This window comes from Pantoea sp. CTOTU49201 (assembly GCF_032054795.1).
GTDB lineage: Bacteria > Pseudomonadota > Gammaproteobacteria > Enterobacterales > Enterobacteriaceae > Pantoea > Pantoea symbiotica.
The window spans coordinates 1-16,958 of sequence record NZ_DAMBSA010000012.1; the positions used below are offsets into that span (position 1 = coordinate 1).

A 16,958-nucleotide genomic window follows, 5' to 3' on the forward strand; every position below is an offset into this window, starting at 1 on the left:
GCGCTTTATCGATCTCGTCGAATTTGCTTGCCTTACCGCCGTAGGTTTTAGCCAGAACGGTGGTGATTGCTGCAGTCAGAGTGGTTTTACCATGGTCAACGTGACCGATGGTGCCGACGTTTACGTGCAGTTTGTTACGCTGAAATTGCTCTTTCGCCATGGCGATAATTCCTTACGTTGTGCCTTCATGAGTCATGAAGGCATCAGTTCACAATTTTTAAACCGTAGCTTATTTGCTACGAGCTTCAATAACGGCCTGAGCGACGTTGTTCGGCGCATCATCGTACTTCAGGAACTCCATGGAGTAAGAAGCACGGCCTTTGGTCAGAGAACGCAGCTGGGTTGCATATCCGAACATTTCAGACAGCGGAACTTCAGCATGGATCTGAACGCCAGTAGCGTTAGATTCCTGTCCTTTGAGCATACCACGACGACGGCTAAGGTCACCGATAACGTCACCGGTGTTCTCTTCCGGAGTCTCTACTTCAACCTTCATGATTGGCTCAAGCAGCACTGGTTGTGCTTTCTTAAAGCCATCTTTAAAGGCCAAAGATGCAGCCAGTTTAAACGCCAGCTCAGAGGAGTCGACATCATGGTATGAACCGAAGTGCAGACGAACACCCAGATCAACTACCGGATAACCAGCCAGTGGACCTGATTTCAGCTGCTCCTGGAGACCTTTATCAACCGCAGGGATGTATTCAGTTGGAATCACACCGCCCTTGATATCGTTGACAAATTCGTAACCTTTCGGGTTCACACCTGGTTCCAGTGGGTACATGTCGATAACAACATGACCGTACTGACCACGACCACCAGACTGCTTGGCGTGTTTACCTTCGATATCGGTAACTTTCGCGCGAATCGCTTCACGGTAAGCAACCTGAGGTTTACCGACGTTCGCTTCAACGTTGAATTCACGCTTCATGCGGTCAACGATGATGTCGAGGTGCAGCTCACCCATACCAGCGATGATGGTCTGGTTGGTTTCTTCATCAGTCCATACGCGGAATGATGGATCTTCCTTCGCCAGACGACCCAGAGCCAGACCCATTTTTTCCTGGTCAGCTTTGGTTTTCGGCTCAACGGCGATAGAGATTACCGGCTCAGGGAATTCCATACGCTCAAGAATGATGACGTTGTCTGGGTCACACAGGGTGTCACCAGTGGTTACGTCTTTCAGACCGATCGCAGCGGCGATATCGCCTGCACGAACTTCCTTGATCTCTTCACGTTTGTTCGCGTGCATCTGAACGATACGGCCCAGACGCTCACGGTTTGACTTAACCGGGTTGTACACGGTGTCACCGGTGTTAACAACACCAGAGTAAACGCGGAAGAAGGTCAGGTTACCAACAAACGGGTCGGTAGCGATTTTGAACGCCAGCGCAGCAAACGGCTCTTTGTCATCGGAATGACGCTCAGCCGGCGTGTCTTTACCGTCGTCCAGCATACCGTTAATCGCGGTAACGTCAGTCGGTGCTGGCAGGTATTCAACTACCGCATCCAGCATCGCCTGAACACCTTTGTTCTTAAATGCAGAACCACAGGTAACCAGGATGATTTCGTTTTTCAGAACGCGCTTACGCAGAGAAGTTTTGATCTCTTCTTCTGTCAGTTCTTCACCGCCGAAGAATTTCTCCATCAGCTCATCAGAACCTTCAGCAGCGGCTTCAACCAGCTTCGCACGCCATTCTTCAGCCAGTTCTTGCATATCAGCTGGGATATCTTCGTAAACGAAGGTAACGCCCTGATCGGCATCGTTCCAGTTGATCGCTTTCATTTTCACCAGGTCAACAACACCGGTGAAACCTTCTTCTGCGCCGATAGCCAGCTGAAGTGGAACTGGGTTTGCACCCAGACGCACTTGCATCTGCTCAACAACTTTCAGGAAGTTAGCACCCATGCGGTCCATTTTGTTAACGAACGCGATGCGTGGAACTTTATATTTGTTAGCCTGGCGCCATACGGTTTCAGACTGTGGCTGAACACCACCAACTGCACAGTAAACCATTACTGCGCCATCAAGCACACGCATAGAACGCTCAACTTCGATGGTGAAGTCAACGTGTCCCGGGGTGTCGATGATGTTTACGTGGTGTGGTTCAAACTGCTTAGCCATACCAGACCAGAAACAGGTAGTCGCAGCGGACGTGATGGTAATACCACGTTCCTGCTCCTGCTCCATCCAGTCCATGGTTGCTGCGCCGTCATGAACTTCACCGATTTTGTGGTTTACACCGGTGTAGAACAGAACACGTTCGGTAGTTGTAGTCTTACCGGCGTCGATGTGCGCACTGATACCAATGTTACGGTAGCGCTCAATGGGTGTTTTACGAGCCATTTGATTCCTCTGATTCTGAGACGTTCTAAGTTAAAAAAGCCCAGCAGGTGAGTCACTGGGACGCCCGCTGGGTTTATAACAACTACCTTGCTGTTACCAGCGGTAGTGTGCGAACGCCTTGTTGGCTTCAGCCATGCGGTGAACGTCTTCACGTTTCTTAACTGCAGTACCTTTGTTCTCTGCAGCATCAGAAAGTTCGTTCGCCAGGCGGAGAGCCATAGATTTATCACCGCGTTTACGAGCAGCTTCTACGATCCAACGCATTGCCAGGGCATTACGACGAACCGGACGGACTTCAACTGGAACCTGGTAGGTAGAACCACCAACGCGACGTGACTTAACTTCGACAGTCGGACGTACGTTTTCGAGAGCAACCTCGAACGCTTCCAGGCCATCTTTACCAGCGCGTTGAGCCAGGGTATCAAGCGCGGTATAGACGATAGATTCAGCAGTAGATTTTTTACCATCTACCATCAGGATATTTACAAATTTAGCCAGCAGCTCTGATCCGAACTTAGGATCCGGCAGAATTTTACGCTGACCAATGACGCGACGACGTGGCATGGAAATACTCCGTTGTTAATTCAGGATTGTCCAAAACTCTACGAGTTTAGTTTGACATTTAAGTTAAAACGTTTGGCCTTACTTAACGGAGAACCATTAAGCCTTTGGCTTCTTCACGCCGTACTTGGAGCGTGACTGCTTACGGTCTTTAACACCTGAGCAGTCCAGCGCGCCACGAACGGTGTGGTAACGCACACCTGGCAAGTCTTTAACACGACCGCCACGGATCAGGATCACTGAGTGCTCCTGCAGGTTATGACCTTCACCGCCGATGTAGGAGGTAACTTCAAAACCGTTAGTCAAACGCACACGGCAAACTTTACGCAGTGCTGAGTTTGGTTTTTTAGGGGTAGTGGTGTACACACGAGTACATACACCACGTTTCTGCGGGCAAGCTTCCAGCGCAGGCACGTTGCTCTTTGCAACTTTGCGTACGCGTGGTTTGCGAACCAGCTGGTTAACTGTTGCCATTAAATAGCTCCTGGGATTTAGCTTTTTGCTTCGTAAACACGTAATAAATCGCCTCGTATTACTACGAGGAGGCAGAATTTTAGGGCTGTGTCAAAAGGGTGTCAAGAAATAACCAGGTTTTCGCTCTTACCAGGCCACTTGTTGTTGGTGCTTCGCTGTCATCGCAACGAAACCAGTATAGTCTAAATGTGCTACTTTGGTCGAAATTTGCTCAACCAGGCCGCGCGCCACCACATCTTCTTCTAAGACCCACAGCGTAGCTGGCGATGCGCTGAGCCTGGTTAACATCTGGCTGCCAGCCAAAGCAGCAGTTACGCCATCTTGCAATAAAAGCAGATCGTCGCCTTCCTGCAATAAAAGCAGCAGACTATCGAGATCGCATTGCCAGGGAGATTGCAGCAACGTGTAAAGCATGATCAGTTCTCAGAATCGAATAACACGATGATAAGTAGCCAGCTTCTCGCGCAGCGATGCAGCATCCAGCACCTCTGCAGCCAACACACGTTCAGCCGCCAAATTTTGTCCGCGCGCCAACAATGAATCGGCGCAGACAAAACACTGGTCGATATCGTAAAGTTCCAGCACGCCAAAGGTCGCGATGTAGTTGCGCGCCAGAATCTGCTCGGGATGCTGGTCGTGATTGAGCTGCAGCACGCCATCACCGATAAAGAACAGACCGATATCATCACTTAACGCGCCCGTTGCCAGCACAGCATCGAGCCCTTCCCTGCCCGCACTACTTCCGTGCGGTGCCTGAGTAAAAAGAAACGCCACGCGGTTCATTAGAATTGCACCAGACGATCGCAGCTCAGCGCGGCTTCAGCCAGTGCGCCCAAACCGCTGAGTTCAAAACCTGGCTGTAAATTGCTGCCCGCCAGTTGTAAGCGCGCGGCTTCCTGCGCGTCGGTTACGCCACGCCGTAATGCAGCCGCCACGCAGATATTCAACGCGGCGCCACTTTCAGCGTGCAGCTGCTGCCATTCACGCACCATATCCACTTCATCGCTGGCCGGCGCGCTCAGTTGGTTAGCGTTCAACACGCCTTCACGATAGAAGAACACGCTCTCCAGCTGATGTCCGGCCTTAACTAACGCACGGGCAAACAGCAACGCGCTGCTGGCATGTTGCGTGCCGTATGCCGGTCCGGTGACCAGCAAGGTGTAGCGCATCAGCGATCCTGCCCCTGAAAATCACCGCTTTTAAACTGGCGAATATAGAGGTAAACGGTGTGCTTGGAGATATTGAGGCGGTCAGCCACCTGGTTAATCGCGTCTTTAATGTCGAAGATGCCCTTCTCATACATATTGAGCACGATCTGGCGATTCTTGGCATTGTTGGAGACGTTACGGTCAGCACTCACTTCTTCAATCGCGAACTCCAGCGTCTGCATCACCAAATCTTCCACCGAGCTGGCAAAGTTGACGTTGGAATCCACCTGCTGCATTTCCGGCGGCATAAAGGTCGACATAATTTGCGAGAACGGAACGTCGAGGTTCATGTTGATGCACAGCAAGCCAATGACGCGCTGCTGACGATTACGAATCGCGATAGTGACCGATTTCATCAGCACGCCGCTTTTCGCGCGCGTGAAGTAGGCTCTGGAGACATTGCTGTCTGCACCGTGCATATCGTGCAGCATACGCAGGGCCAAATCGGTAATCGGCGAACCCACTTTACGCCCGGTATGTTCACCGTTGGCGATACGCACCGCAGAACACTTCAAATCTTCCAGCGAGTGCAACACGATTTCGCAGTGCGAGCCAATCAGCATCGCCAGGCCATCGACAACGGCTTCGTATGATTTGAGGATATCGTAGTCTGCTTGCTCGAACGGACGTTGCTCCAGTAAATCGAAGTCAGTCAGTTCACCGGGATTGAATGGATTAGACATCGAAGACATTACCCTAAATGGCTGGAGCCTGTCTCGACAGCATTGGGGCAGACTCATATGGTGATAGTTAAGCAGGCGTTAGTCTGGCAAATGTCATGGTCTTTAGCCAGACCTTTACCTCTATCTCCGAAATAAAAACGCCGCCCGTAGGCGGCGTGGTGCAGAAAGTTCAGATTACTGCGCTTTCTGATCGCCAGCGACTGGAGCCTGCGCTTTTTCATCCGCTTTCGGCGCGGGTTTGATGTCGAGCAGTTCAACATCGAACACCAGCGTGGAGTTAGCCGGAATACCCGGAACGCCATTTTTGCCGTAAGCCAGGTTCGGTGGGATCACCAGCTTGATCTTGCCGCCTTTCTTCACGTGCTTCAGACCTTCGGTCCAGCCCGGAATCACACCGTCCAGACGGAACGAAAGCGGCTCGCCACGAGTATACGAGTTATCGAACTCGGTTCCGTCGATCAGCGTACCTTTGTAGTTCACCACCACAGTGTCGCTGTCTTTAGGCACATCACCGGTACCTTCTTTCTCTACCTGATACAGCAGGCCAGATTCGGTTTTCTTCACGCCTTTTTCTTTAGCGAATTTGTCAGCGTAAGCAGAGCCCTTATCGGAGTTCTCTTTCGCGTCTTTTTCCATCTTCGCCTGAGCTGCACCTTTCACGCGGCCTTCAAAGGCCTGCAGGGTTTGCTCGATCTCTTGATCAGAGAGTTTGCTCTTGCCGCCAAAGGCGTCCTGAACACCCGCGATCAACTGATCTTTATCCAGTTTGATGCCCAGCTTCTCTTGTTCCTTCAGAGAGTTGTCCATGTAGCGACCAAGGGACGCGCCAAGTGCATAGGCTGATTGCTGATCTTCGTTTTTGAAGGCAGCATTTTTCGGTGCTTGCGGCGCGGCCTGAGCGGCGTCTGCTGGAGCAGCGGCGGTTTCTGCTGCCATTGCCAGCGGTGCATTCAGCGCGAAGGCCATGGTGGTAGCTAACAATGTGACTTTAAACAGTGAATTCATCCTTTCTCCAAAACCGAAGCCTCTAACCTCGGGAATCATTGCGGACTGAGGCCCACACTATAACTTTACGTGGCAGCGGCGAACACTCCCACAATGTAATTACCCGTTCAACCTCCGACCTTTTTTGCTTCAGGAAGTTTCATCAGAGATATAGGCGTTATGCGCCGTTTCAATGCAGCATGACGCGGAAAGGTAAAATATCAGGTGATTCTGAAGTGAAAGGCCGTAGAATCACGCCCGAAACAGACTAACGCGCAGCACCGCAAGATGAGGAAAGATCATGCAACCAACAGAATGGGAACAACGCCTTGAGGCGCTGGAGAGCAAGCTGGCTTTTCAGGAATACACCATCGATCAGCTCAATCAAACGGTGGTTCAGCATGAGCTTGAGATGATCAGACTGCGCGAGCAAGTGCGTCTGTTAATCGATAAAGTGAAAGATAGCGCGCCGTCGATGATTGCCTCGCAAGCCGAAGAAACCCCACCGCCGCATTACTAAAAAGAAAGGCCACCCGAAGGTGGCCTCGCCAGCATCACACTGATTAGTGGCTGCAACCGCAACCGCCAGTGCCACAGCCGCCCTGGCCGTGATCGTGACCATGGTCGTGGTCATGATCGTGATGATGACCATCTGCGCCATGCACGTGACCGTGCGCAAGCTCTTCTTCGGTCGCTGCGCGAATCGCCACAACTTCCACGTTGAAGTTCAGGTTCTGACCGGCCAGCATGTGGTTACCATCAACCACTACGTGCTCATCTTCAACTTCGGTAATTTCAACCGGTACTGGACCTTGATCGGTTTCTGCCAGGAAGCGCATGCCAACCTGCAGTTCATCAACGCCCATAAACACGTCTTTTGGTACGCGCTGTACGAGGTTGTCATCGTATTGACCGTAAGCGTCATTCGCCGGGATATGCACGTCAAACTTATCGCCTACATCATGATTTTCCAGCGCTTTTTCCAGACCAGAAATCAGGGAACCATGACCGTGCAGATAGTCCAACGGTGCACTCACCGGTGACTCGTCAACCAACACACCGTCTTCGGTACGAACCTGATACGCCAGGCTCACCACCAGGTCTTTTGCTACTTTCATGATATCTCCTAACCGTTGAGAACTAAGATCCCGTCCCATTGGTCAATTTTGCGTGCAATAAACCAACCAGAAAGGTTCAAGACTGAGGATGCCAATAGTGTTGCGGCATACTGCTCAGCGTTAATGGCGCCGATTGTAGCGGAATTCAATCCCGCTGTAAGTTCAAGCTTAAAAAAAGCTGCGCCATTGCGCTACTCAGGATGAAAAACTCCGATTACTTGCTCATTAGTGCGAACCTGATCGCGCACCTGCTTGTCAGCCTCACGCATCTGATGACTGCACTGAACACACTCCACCACTTCAACGTTGTTTTCACGCCACAACGCCAAGGTATCTTTTGCCTGGCACTTTGGACAAACCGCACCGGCTATAAAGCGTTTACGCATACTGTTTCCTGCCGTCGTTAATGAACGGATTAAGTAAGTATAGATCTACTCGTCATCCCAGCCGTCGAACTGGCGTTTTTCGTGCTGCATTTCGCGCTGGAAGATATCCTCCAGCTCGCGCCGCGCCTCACGCACACGTGAAACCTGCGCGCTGTCATCATGGCTTGGCACCAGCTCACGCAGCATGCGCATATCCAGACGACGGAAATGCTGCTGTGCGCGCTGCGCCTGATGCGGATGCATGCCCAGCGAGATCAGCGTTTTGCGGCCCAGCTCCAGCGCACTGGAGAACGTCTCACGTGAGAACAGCGTGACGCCCGCCTGCAACAGTTCGTGCGCCTCAACACGTCCACGCGCGCGCGCCAGGATTTCCAACTGCGGGAAGTGCTGTTGACACAGCTGCACGATGGTCATCGAATCTTCCGGATCGTTACAGGTAATGACGATGGATTGCGCATTCTCCGCGCCCGCTGCACGCAGCAGCTCCAGCTCGGTGGCGTCGCCATAATAAACCTTATAGCCATATTTACGCATCAGGCTCACCGCCGAGATATCACGCTCAAGCACCGTAATGCGTTTGTTGTTGGCCATCAGCAAACGACCAACCACCTGACCAAAACGACCAAAGCCCACCACAATGACCTGCGGCTGATCGTCCTCGACAAAGTGCTTCTCGGCATTTTCATCGGGTTCATTAAAGCGATGCGCCAGTAAACGGTCGATGCCGTTCATCAGCAGCGGCGTGGTCATCATCGACAGCGTCACCGTCACCAGCAGCAGCGGCATTTGGTCGCCGCTGAACATTTTGGCCGAAGACGCCGCTGAGAACAGTACAAAGGCAAACTCGCCGCCCTGACTTAACACACCGGCAAACTGCTGGCGCTCTGAACTGCGCAGGCCATAAATGCGCCCCAGCACATACAGCACCAACGTTTTCACCGTCACCAGAATCAGCACGCCCAGCAAAATTTCAGTGATGTGGGTATAGAGCACGCCGAGATTCAGCGCCATGCCAACCGAAATAAAGAACAAGCCCAGCAGCAAGCCTTTGAACGGCTCGATGGCCACTTCCAGCTCGTGACGATATTCACTTTCCGCCAACAGAATACCGGCGATAAAAGTACCGAGAGCCATCGACAGGCCGAGCGCGTCCATAAACAGCGCCGAACCCAGCACCAGCAGCAGCGACGCGGCAGTAAACACTTCGCGTACGCCGGATGCAGCAATAAAGCGCAGAATTGGGCGCAGCAGATAACGACCACCAATCAGCATCCCGCCGAACGCCAGCACTTTCATCCCGACTTTCAACCAGTCAACGTGACCGCTGTCGCCGCCCGCCAGCAGTGGAACCAGCGCCAACGCGGGGATCACCGCCAAATCCTGGAACAGCAACACCGAGAAACCGAGCTGTCCCGATTCACTGCGGTTCATGCCTTTATCGCGCATCAGCTGCAGCGCCATCGCCGTGGATGACATCGCCAGGCCAATCCCGCCAATCACCGCCGCCTGCCAGCTAAAGTCGGTCAGCCACAGCAATCCGCCGAGAATAGCGGCGGAGATCAGCACCTGAGCGGCACCCACGCCAAAGATAGAACGGCGCAGCGCCCAGAGTTTCGACGGGTTCAGTTCCAGCCCGATGATGAACATCAGGAACACCACGCCGAGTTCGGAGAAGTGCAGAATCTCCTCAACGTCGCTGATGAAACCCAATCCCCACGGACCAATCGCAATACCGGCCAGCAGATAGCCCAGCACCGCACCAATGCCGAGACGCGCCGCAATCGGCACAATCAGCACCGCCGCAACCAGATAAATGACGCCCGCCGTCAGTAACGTTTCGCCTTCCATCACACACCTCCTTGCGGCAGCGGTGAAGCCAGCCAGTCGCCGTACGCTCGCGCAAAATTACGCATCACTTCCGGCGTCTGCCGACGCGCCCAGTGAATCACCATCGGCGTCATCCAGTGCATGCGACACATCTGCGCCGTCAGCTCAAACGGACGCATAATGTCACTCATCGGATAGCGATTCAGGCCGCTATGGTGATACGCCGCTTCCGGTTCGCCGGTGGTCACCACGCTGCGCCAGTATTTTCCTTCCAGCGCATTGCCATCCGGACCGCTGGCAAAGCCGCGCGACAGCACACGATCCAGCCACTCCTTCAGGAGCGCCGGGCAGCTGTAGGTATAAAGTGGATGTTGGAATACAACGATTTGATGTTCGCGCAGCAACTGTTGCTCATGGTGAATATCAATAAAGAAATCCGGATAGTGGGCGTATAAATCGTGCACCGTGACGTGGTCCAGTTCCATAGCCGACTGCAGCAAAACCCGATTAGCAATCGAATCCTGTGATTCCGGATGGGCGTAAAGCAGCAATATTTTGGGTGGCTGCGACATCGTTCCCCTCCAAAGCGTCGTCACGGCACAGGAATTCCGCTACCATGCTCGACGCAACAAATTTTATCGAATTATGTTGCCGGTAAATTAACATATTCTGACGATACGGCGCTTATGATTGTCTTTTCAGCACTACAAATTCGCCGCGGCACCAACGTGCTGCTGGATAACGCAACAGCCACCATTAACCCAGGCCAGAAAGTGGGCTTAGTGGGTAAAAACGGCTGCGGCAAATCGACGCTGCTGTCATTGCTGAAGGGCGAAATCAGCAGCGATGCAGGTAACGCCACCTTCCCGAGCAACTGGGCGCTGGCGTGGGTCAATCAGGAAACCCCGGCGCTGAGCAAACCCGCGCTGGAGTATGTTATCGACGGCGACCGTGAATATCGTCAGCTTGAATCCGAATTAGCCGACGCCAATGCGCGCAACGATGGCAACGCCATCGCCTTGGTGCACGGCAAGCTAGACGCGATTAGGCGTGGAGCATACCTGCTCGCGCCTCAAGTTTGTTGCACGGTTTGGGCTTTAGCCAGGAACAACTAATGCGGCCGGTGAGCGATTTCTCCGGTGGCTGGCGCATGCGCCTCAACCTCGCGCAGGCGCTGGTGTGCCGTTCCGATCTGCTGCTGCTGGATGAACCGACTAACCACCTCGATCTCGATGCAGTGATCTGGCTTGAGCGCTGGCTGAAAAGCTACGAAGGTACGCTGGTGCTGATTTCGCACGACCGCGACTTCCTCGATCCGGTGGTCGATAAGATCATCCACATCGAACAGCAAACGATGTTTGAATACACCGGCAACTACAGCTCGTTCGAACGTCAACGCGTCGCCAAGCTGGCGCAGCAGCAGGCGCTGTTCCAGAGCCAGCAGGAAAAAGTGGCGCACCTGCAGAAGTATATCGATCGCTTCCGCGCGCAGGCCACCAAAGCGAAGCAGGCGCAGAGCCGCATCAAAATGCTGGAGCGCATGGAGCTGATTGCGCCGGCGCACGTCGATAACCCATTCAGCTTCAGTTTCCGCGCGCCAGAAAGCTTGCCAAATCCGTTACTGAAAATGGAGCGCGTCACCGCCGGTTATGGCGAGCGCATCATTCTCGACGCCATCAAACTCAACCTTGTGCCGGGTTCGCGTATTGGCCTGCTGGGCCGTAACGGCGCGGGTAAATCGACGTTAATTAAACTGCTCGCCGGTGAGCTTGAGGCGCTGGATGGCAAAGTCGGTCTGGCGAAAGGCATTAAGCTCGGCTACTTCGCCCAGCATCAGCTGGAATATCTGCGCGCCGATGAATCACCGTTGCAGCATTTGTCACGCATCGCGCCGAAAGTGCTTGAGCAGCAGCTGCGCGACTATCTTGGCGGTTTCGGCTTCCAGGGCGATAAAGTCAGCGAAATCACTGAACGTTTCTCCGGCGGTGAAAAAGCACGTCTGGTGCTGGCATTGATTGTCTGGCAGCGCCCGAACCTGCTTCTGCTTGATGAACCAACTAACCACCTCGATCTCGATATGCGTCAGGCGCTGACCGAAGCGCTGATTGATTTCGAAGGCGCGTTGGTGGTGGTCTCGCACGATCGTCATCTGCTGCGCGCCACCACCGACGATCTCTATCTGGTGCACGACGGCAAGGTCGATGTGTTTGAAGGCGATCTGGAAGATTATCAGCAGTGGCTGAGCGATCTGCAGAAGCAGCAAGCGCAACAGGATGCCGCACCGAAGCAGGATAATGGCAACAGCGCACAATCCCGTAAAGACCAGAAACGCCGCGACGCCGAACTGCGTGCACAAACGCAGCCGCTGCGCAAAGAGATCGAAAAGCTTGAGAAGCAGATGGCGAAGTGGCAGAGCCAGCTCAGCGATGCCGAAGCGCAGTTAGCCGACAGCGCGATTTACGATCAGAGCCGTAAAGCCGATTTGAACGTGGCGTTGCAGCGTCAGGCCGAGAGTAAAGCCGCGCTGGAAGAGGTCGAAATGGCGTGGCTGGATGCGCAGGAACAGCTGGAGCAGATGCTGGCGAGTTAATAATAGTTAACAACGAAAAATTTTACTGCACTTAAAACGATCGTAGCGTAGCGAGATAAGGCGCAAGGCCAGCCATGAGCGGAGCATACATGAGTATGTGAGCATCATGGCGGGCCGCAGCAACGCCATCGCAGCAAGCTACGGACGTTTTAAAACGGCTTATCCCCCAACACCGTCGCACGATGCATCACTCTCCGCGCCGGATAATAATCCGCATTGGCATAATGCTGCGTCACGCGGTTATCCCAGATCGCCACATCATTCTCCTGCCAGCGCCAGCGCACCTGGAACTCCGGTTTAGCGCTATGCCAGAACAGGAAGTTAAGCAGCGCATCGCTCTCTTTTTCGCTTAAGCCCAGCAAACGCGTAGTAAAACCTTCATTCACAAACAGCGCCTTGCGTCCGCTGACCGGATGCGTACGGATCACCGGATGCTGCACCGGCGGATTCTTGGCAACCGCTTGCTGCCAGCGCTGATGCTCTTCTTCGGTTTTACGGTATTTGTACTCCTGGAACGACTTCTTAAAGTCGTGCTCCGCCTGCAGCCCATTCAACAGCGTCTTAAATGGCTCAGACAGCGCTTCATAGGCCGCAATGCCGGTTGACCACAAGGTATCGCCGCCGCTTTCCGGCAGCAGCTTCGAAGCCAGAATCGCAATCGCCGGTGGCGTTTGAATAAAGGTGACATCGGTGTGCCAGTTGTCGTTATCCGGCGGATTATCCTGATGGGTATCCAGCACGATGATCTCCTCCACTCCTTCCGCATGCGGATAGACCGGATGGATATGCAGATCGCCAAAGCGAATCGCCAGTGCGCGCTGCTGTTCCGGGGTAATTACCTGATTGCGCAGGAACAGCACCTGATGGCGCAGCAGGCCATGATAAAGCTGTTCAAACTGGGCATCGCTCAGCGGACGGCTGAGATCGACATCGCTAACCTGCGCCCCGATATTCGGGCCCAAAGCGGTAAAAGAAAGTCGTTCGTTCATTGCTGTTCTCCATTCCAGGGCGTAAGTCGGCGCTGCAAGGCGCGCAGACCCAGTTCTAAGCCAAAAGCAATCAGGGCAATCACGGCGATACCGGCCAGCACCACGTCGGTGGCAAGGAACTCACCGGCCGACTGCACCATAAAGCCAAGTCCACGCGTAGCGGCAATCAGTTCCGCCGCCACCAGCGTTGACCAACCTACGCCGAGACCAATGCGTAAGCCGGTGAGGATTTCCGGCAGCGCGCCGGGCAGAATCACAAAGCGCAGCAGCTGCCAGCGCGATGCGCCCAGCGCCTGTGCCGCGCGAATCCGTACCTGCTGGGCATTCTTCACACCCGCCAGCGTCGATAAGGTCACCGGCGCGAAAATCGCCAGATAAATCAGTAAAATCTTCGAGGTTTCGCCGATGCCAAACCAAATCACCATCAGCGGCAGATAGGCCAGCGGCGGCACCGGGCGATAAAGTTCGATTAGCGGATCAAGCAAGCCGCGAATCGCCGGGCTCAGCCCCATGGCAATCCCGACCGGAATGCCAATCAGCGCAGCAAAGAACAGCGCCACCAGCATTCGCGCCAGGCTGGCGCCCAAATGCTGCCAAAGCGTGGCATCCATAAAGCCTTGCGGGCTGGCAATCAAGATCAGCTTCTGTAGCACCACTTGCGGCGGCGGTAAAAACAGCGGCGCCACTAAGCCGAGCGCGGTTATCGCCCACCACAACAGCAGCAACAGGCCAACGCTGAGCAGGCTGAGTGAGAACTGGCGCGAGAACGGCCAGCGCAATCCGCGACGACGCGCTTGGGTTTTCTCATCAATCACCGCACTCATATAAACGCCTCACGCTGGGAAAACACCTGATTCAGTACATATTCGCGACGTTCGATAAACGCCGGATCGGATTTGATGCTGCGGCACGGTTCCCCGGCGGCGAAGCGCTGGCCGAAGTCGAGTTTCAAACGCTCGACCACGCGGCCCGGTCCCGGCGACAGCAGCACCAGTTCGCTGGCAAGGAACACCGCTTCTTCGATGTCATGGGTAATCAGCAGAATCTGTTTGCCGGTATCACGCCACAGCGTTAGCAGCAGAGTTTGCATCTGTTCGCGGGTAAAGGCGTCCAGGGCACCGAACGGCTCATCTAACAGCAGCAACTGAGGATCAGCCGCCAGCGCACGCGCAATGCCCACGCGCTGACGTTGACCCCCAGAGAGCTGCCAGATAAAACGCTTTTCTGCACCTTCCAGTCCTACTTTGCGGATCAAACGGCGTGCAATGGTATGGCGTTCCGCCTTCGCCATCCCCGCCAGTTGCAAGCCGAACGAAACGTTATCAATCACGTTGCGCCACGGCAGCAAGCCTTCATTCTGAAATACCACGCCGCGTTCCGCGCCCGGCCCTTCCACCTTTTTGCCATCCAGCGTAATGCTGCCGGATTCCAGCGGCAGAAAGCCGGCGATGAGGTTCAGCAGCGTGGTTTTGCCACAGCCGGAAGGGCCTAACACCACCAGCAGGTCTCGGCTGCCCAGCTGCAGGTTGATGTCCTGCAGCGCGGGTTGTCCGGCGTAACGCGCATTGAGGTTGGTGATGTTAAGCATACGACCTCCGGTTATTTCGCTAAGGGGGCAACGAAGCGCGTGGTAACGAAGCTGCTGTAATCGCTATCCGCTTCTGGCACTTTGCCCTGCTCTTTCAGGAAGCCGGCGGTATCGACAATCGCCTTGTTCACCGGCTTGCCGAGCTGCTCAACCTGCTGCTGCGCGGTGAGATAGGTGTTGCCTTTCACCAGCACCGGCACATCCGCTTCGGATACACCGCTCAGGCGCGCCAGCTTGCTCAGGTTGTCTGACTGCTTCAGCCATTGCTCGGGATTGGCAATATAAGCTTGTTGCGCTTCAACGGCGCTGCGGGCAAAGGCGGTGACGATTTCTGGATGCTGCTGCGCGAAGTCTTTACGCACCACCCACACATCGAGCGTTGGCGCGCCCCACTTGCCAACCTGCGAAGAATCCGTCAGCACATTGCCATCTTTTTCCAGCTCATTGACCGCCGGAGACCAGACGTAAGCACCGTCAATGTCACCGCGTTTCCAGGCGGCAATAATCGCCGGTGGCTGTAGGTTGACTAAGGTCACTTGCGAAGGCTTGATGCCCCAATGCTTGAGCGCGGCGAGGAAGCTGTAATGCGTAGTCGAGATGAACGGCACGGCGATGCGCTTGCCAATCAGGTCTTTGGGATCTTTGATGGTTTTCTTCACCACCAGCGCTTCGGAGTTACCGAGCTGAGAGGCCAGCAGGAAAGCTTCAATCGGCAGCTTTTGCGTGGCGGCGACCGCCAGCGGGCTGGAACCGATATTACCAATCTGTACGTCGCCCGATGCCAGAGCACGCAACACGCTGGCTCCGCTATCAAATTTGCGCCAGTCGACGGTAGCACCGCTCTCTTTGGCGAAGGTATTATCCGCCTGCGCCACTTTGGCTGGTTCCGCCGACGTCTGATACGCCACGGTAACGTTGACCGCTTGCGCCTGGAACGCCATCAGGGCCAGAGCCGCTGCGACCGCCGTTATTGTTTTTTTCATCGCCATCATCATTCACCCCAATGTGTTTTTGTCTGCGCAGTTTCTCCAGCAAGAGTAATTTCATAAAGGAATTAAAAATTATCCCTAATGACGATCCGTTCTTAGATCAACATCGGGCAAGGCTATGCAGAAAGTGCAAATGGAAAGAAAAGGGAAATCGGTAAATATGTCACGCGCTCACATAGCAGCTGTGATATTGATAGACATCTCATTTTTCACTCTTAACGAGCGGTCCTGAATCCATGTCGATTGAGAAAGTCGCACACCTGGCTGGCGTGTCCAAAGCCACCGTTTCACGGGTTTTGAACCAGAATCCCGGCGTGCGCCCGGATACGCGCGCCAAAGTGCTGGCGGCCATCGACATCTGCGACTATCAGCCCAACTTACTGGCGCGCCAGCTACGCACCTCGCAAAGCCATATGTTGTTAGTGCTGATCCCTGACATCACCAATCCGTTCTGCTCGCGCGTGGTTCAGGGCATTGAAGCGGAAGCGGAAGCGCAGGGTTACCACATTCTGCTGTGTAACTCGGGATCGCAGCTGCGGCGCGAAGCGGCCTACATTGCGTTGCTCACCGGCAAAGTGGTCGACGGCGTGATCACCATGGATGCCGCCAGTAGTTTGCAGGAGCTGAAAGAATTGATTGGCGATGCGCCTTGGGTACAATGCGCCGAATACGATCCGGCCATCGCCGCCTCAAGCGTGGCGATTGATAATAAAGAAGCGGCTTTCGAAACCGTGCGTTATCTGGCGAGTAAAGGCCGACGCCGTATTGCGCTGGTCAACTGTGATATGCGCTACCTCTATTCGCATAAGCGTGAAGAGGGATATCGCGCGGCGCTGGAACAGCTGGAACTCAGCTGGTGCGGTGTAGCTTATGCCGAGAATGTCACCTGCGAGTCGGGCAGTGCGGCCTTGCGCGAACTACTGACACAGCCAGAAAGGCCGGATGCGGTGTTTGCGGTGTCGGATGTGCTGGCGGTCGGCGTAATACACGCGGCGCTGGAAGCGGGCTTGCGCGTGCCGGAAGATTTAGCGGTGGTGGGATTTGATGGCATCAACTTTACCAGCAGCCTGAATCCACCGCTGACGACGATTGAGCAGCCGATGAATCGCATGGGCGTGCGTAGCGTACAGCTGCTGCTGCAACGCATCCGCCAGCCCAACTCGTCGGTAGTACATGAAGTGTTGCCGTGGAAGCGCGTTGAACGCGCTTCCAGTTAA

The 16,958-nt window shown here is 54.4% G+C and carries 19 protein-coding genes and 1 pseudogene; 3 read left to right on the forward strand and 17 right to left on the reverse strand.

Features of this window, described 5'->3' with window-relative positions; genetic code table 11:
• The 9 genes from RTY00_RS01765 to fkpA all read right to left on the reverse strand — a co-directional run.
• Positions 1 to 160 (reverse strand): GTP-binding protein (locus tag RTY00_RS01765; protein WP_312663224.1); only part of this gene is annotated, 160 nt, incomplete at its 3' end.
• Between the two features lie 69 nt (positions 161 to 229).
• Positions 230 to 2,344, reverse strand: coding sequence for an elongation factor G (gene fusA / locus RTY00_RS01770; protein WP_256697631.1), 2,115 nt, complete (start codon positions 2,342 to 2,344; stop codon positions 230 to 232).
• A gap of 93 nt (positions 2,345 to 2,437) precedes the next feature.
• Positions 2,438 to 2,908 (reverse strand): 30S ribosomal protein S7, encoded by a 471-nt coding sequence (rpsG, locus tag RTY00_RS01775; protein WP_007886246.1) that lies wholly within the window; start codon positions 2,906 to 2,908, stop codon positions 2,438 to 2,440.
• Between the two features lie 96 nt (positions 2,909 to 3,004).
• A complete protein-coding gene (gene rpsL / locus RTY00_RS01780) occupies positions 3,005 to 3,379 on the reverse strand; it encodes a 30S ribosomal protein S12 (protein ID WP_006120575.1) in 375 nt (124 codons plus the stop codon).
• A gap of 126 nt (positions 3,380 to 3,505) precedes the next feature.
• Entirely contained in the window at positions 3,506 to 3,793 is a 288-nt protein-coding gene (gene tusB, locus RTY00_RS01785) for a sulfurtransferase complex subunit TusB (RefSeq protein WP_312663213.1), read from the reverse strand.
• Between the two features lie 9 nt (positions 3,794 to 3,802).
• Positions 3,803 to 4,162 carry a sulfurtransferase complex subunit TusC gene (tusC, locus tag RTY00_RS01790; RefSeq protein WP_312663214.1) on the reverse strand — a complete coding sequence of 120 codons (360 nt, stop codon included), beginning with the start codon at positions 4,160 to 4,162 and terminating at the stop codon, positions 3,803 to 3,805.
• Entirely contained in the window at positions 4,162 to 4,548 is a 387-nt protein-coding gene (gene tusD / locus RTY00_RS01795; RefSeq protein WP_312663215.1) for a sulfurtransferase complex subunit TusD, read from the reverse strand. The genes tusC and tusD overlap by 1 nt, the downstream gene beginning before the upstream one ends.
• Positions 4,548 to 5,270 (reverse strand): transcriptional regulator, encoded by a 723-nt coding sequence (locus tag RTY00_RS01800; protein ID WP_007886240.1) that lies wholly within the window; start codon positions 5,268 to 5,270, stop codon positions 4,548 to 4,550. The genes tusD and RTY00_RS01800 overlap by 1 nt, the downstream gene beginning before the upstream one ends.
• Positions 5,271 to 5,444: 174 nt before the next feature.
• Positions 5,445 to 6,275: an FKBP-type peptidyl-prolyl cis-trans isomerase gene (gene fkpA / locus RTY00_RS01805; RefSeq protein WP_008102198.1), complete on the reverse strand. Its 831-nt coding sequence runs from the start codon at positions 6,273 to 6,275 to the stop codon at positions 5,445 to 5,447.
• A gap of 280 nt (positions 6,276 to 6,555) precedes the next feature.
• Here fkpA and RTY00_RS01810 point away from each other — a divergent pair, with 280 nt between their 5' ends.
• On the forward strand, positions 6,556 to 6,774 hold the full coding sequence (locus RTY00_RS01810; protein WP_101762638.1) for a protein SlyX: 219 nt from the start codon (positions 6,556 to 6,558) through the stop codon (positions 6,772 to 6,774).
• A gap of 43 nt (positions 6,775 to 6,817) precedes the next feature.
• On the opposite strand, the gene slyD is transcribed toward RTY00_RS01810, so the two are convergent.
• From slyD to kefG, 4 genes are all read right to left on the reverse strand, one after another.
• Positions 6,818 to 7,372: a peptidylprolyl isomerase gene (gene slyD, locus RTY00_RS01815; protein ID WP_049851962.1), complete on the reverse strand. Its 555-nt coding sequence runs from the start codon at positions 7,370 to 7,372 to the stop codon at positions 6,818 to 6,820.
• A gap of 191 nt (positions 7,373 to 7,563) precedes the next feature.
• Positions 7,564 to 7,758: a YheV family putative zinc ribbon protein gene (locus tag RTY00_RS01820; protein WP_312663216.1), complete on the reverse strand. Its 195-nt coding sequence runs from the start codon at positions 7,756 to 7,758 to the stop codon at positions 7,564 to 7,566.
• A 45-nt stretch (positions 7,759 to 7,803) separates the two neighbouring features.
• Positions 7,804 to 9,606 carry a glutathione-regulated potassium-efflux system protein KefB gene (gene kefB, locus RTY00_RS01825; protein WP_008101837.1) on the reverse strand — a complete coding sequence of 601 codons (1,803 nt, stop codon included), beginning with the start codon at positions 9,604 to 9,606 and terminating at the stop codon, positions 7,804 to 7,806.
• Entirely contained in the window at positions 9,606 to 10,157 is a 552-nt protein-coding gene (gene kefG / locus RTY00_RS01830; protein ID WP_008101835.1) for a glutathione-regulated potassium-efflux system ancillary protein KefG, read from the reverse strand. The genes kefB and kefG overlap by 1 nt, the downstream gene beginning before the upstream one ends.
• 114 nt (positions 10,158 to 10,271) lie before the next feature.
• Here kefG and RTY00_RS01835 point away from each other — a divergent pair.
• A pseudogene (locus tag RTY00_RS01835) lies at positions 10,272 to 12,175 on the forward strand (ABC transporter ATP-binding protein).
• A 149-nt stretch (positions 12,176 to 12,324) separates the two neighbouring features.
• Here RTY00_RS01835 and tauD read toward each other — a convergent pair.
• Genes tauD through tauA form a run of 4 tightly spaced genes read right to left on the reverse strand, consistent with a single transcriptional unit; the run spans position 12,325 to position 15,744 of the window.
• Positions 12,325 to 13,164: a taurine dioxygenase gene (gene tauD / locus RTY00_RS01840; RefSeq protein ID WP_154157202.1), complete on the reverse strand. Its 840-nt coding sequence runs from the start codon at positions 13,162 to 13,164 to the stop codon at positions 12,325 to 12,327.
• Positions 13,161 to 13,988 (reverse strand): taurine ABC transporter permease TauC, encoded by an 828-nt coding sequence (tauC, locus tag RTY00_RS01845; RefSeq protein ID WP_008101829.1) that lies wholly within the window; start codon positions 13,986 to 13,988, stop codon positions 13,161 to 13,163. The genes tauD and tauC overlap by 4 nt, the downstream gene beginning before the upstream one ends.
• Positions 13,985 to 14,752: a taurine ABC transporter ATP-binding subunit gene (gene tauB / locus RTY00_RS01850; RefSeq protein WP_277967010.1), complete on the reverse strand. Its 768-nt coding sequence runs from the start codon at positions 14,750 to 14,752 to the stop codon at positions 13,985 to 13,987. The genes tauC and tauB overlap by 4 nt, the downstream gene beginning before the upstream one ends.
• Positions 14,753 to 14,763: 11 nt before the next feature.
• Positions 14,764 to 15,744: a taurine ABC transporter substrate-binding protein gene (gene tauA / locus RTY00_RS01855; protein ID WP_409519110.1), complete on the reverse strand. Its 981-nt coding sequence runs from the start codon at positions 15,742 to 15,744 to the stop codon at positions 14,764 to 14,766.
• 233 nt (positions 15,745 to 15,977) lie between these two features.
• Between tauA and RTY00_RS01860 the strand changes: the two genes are divergently transcribed.
• Positions 15,978 to 16,958: a LacI family DNA-binding transcriptional regulator gene (locus RTY00_RS01860; protein WP_008101823.1), complete on the forward strand. Its 981-nt coding sequence runs from the start codon at positions 15,978 to 15,980 to the stop codon at positions 16,956 to 16,958.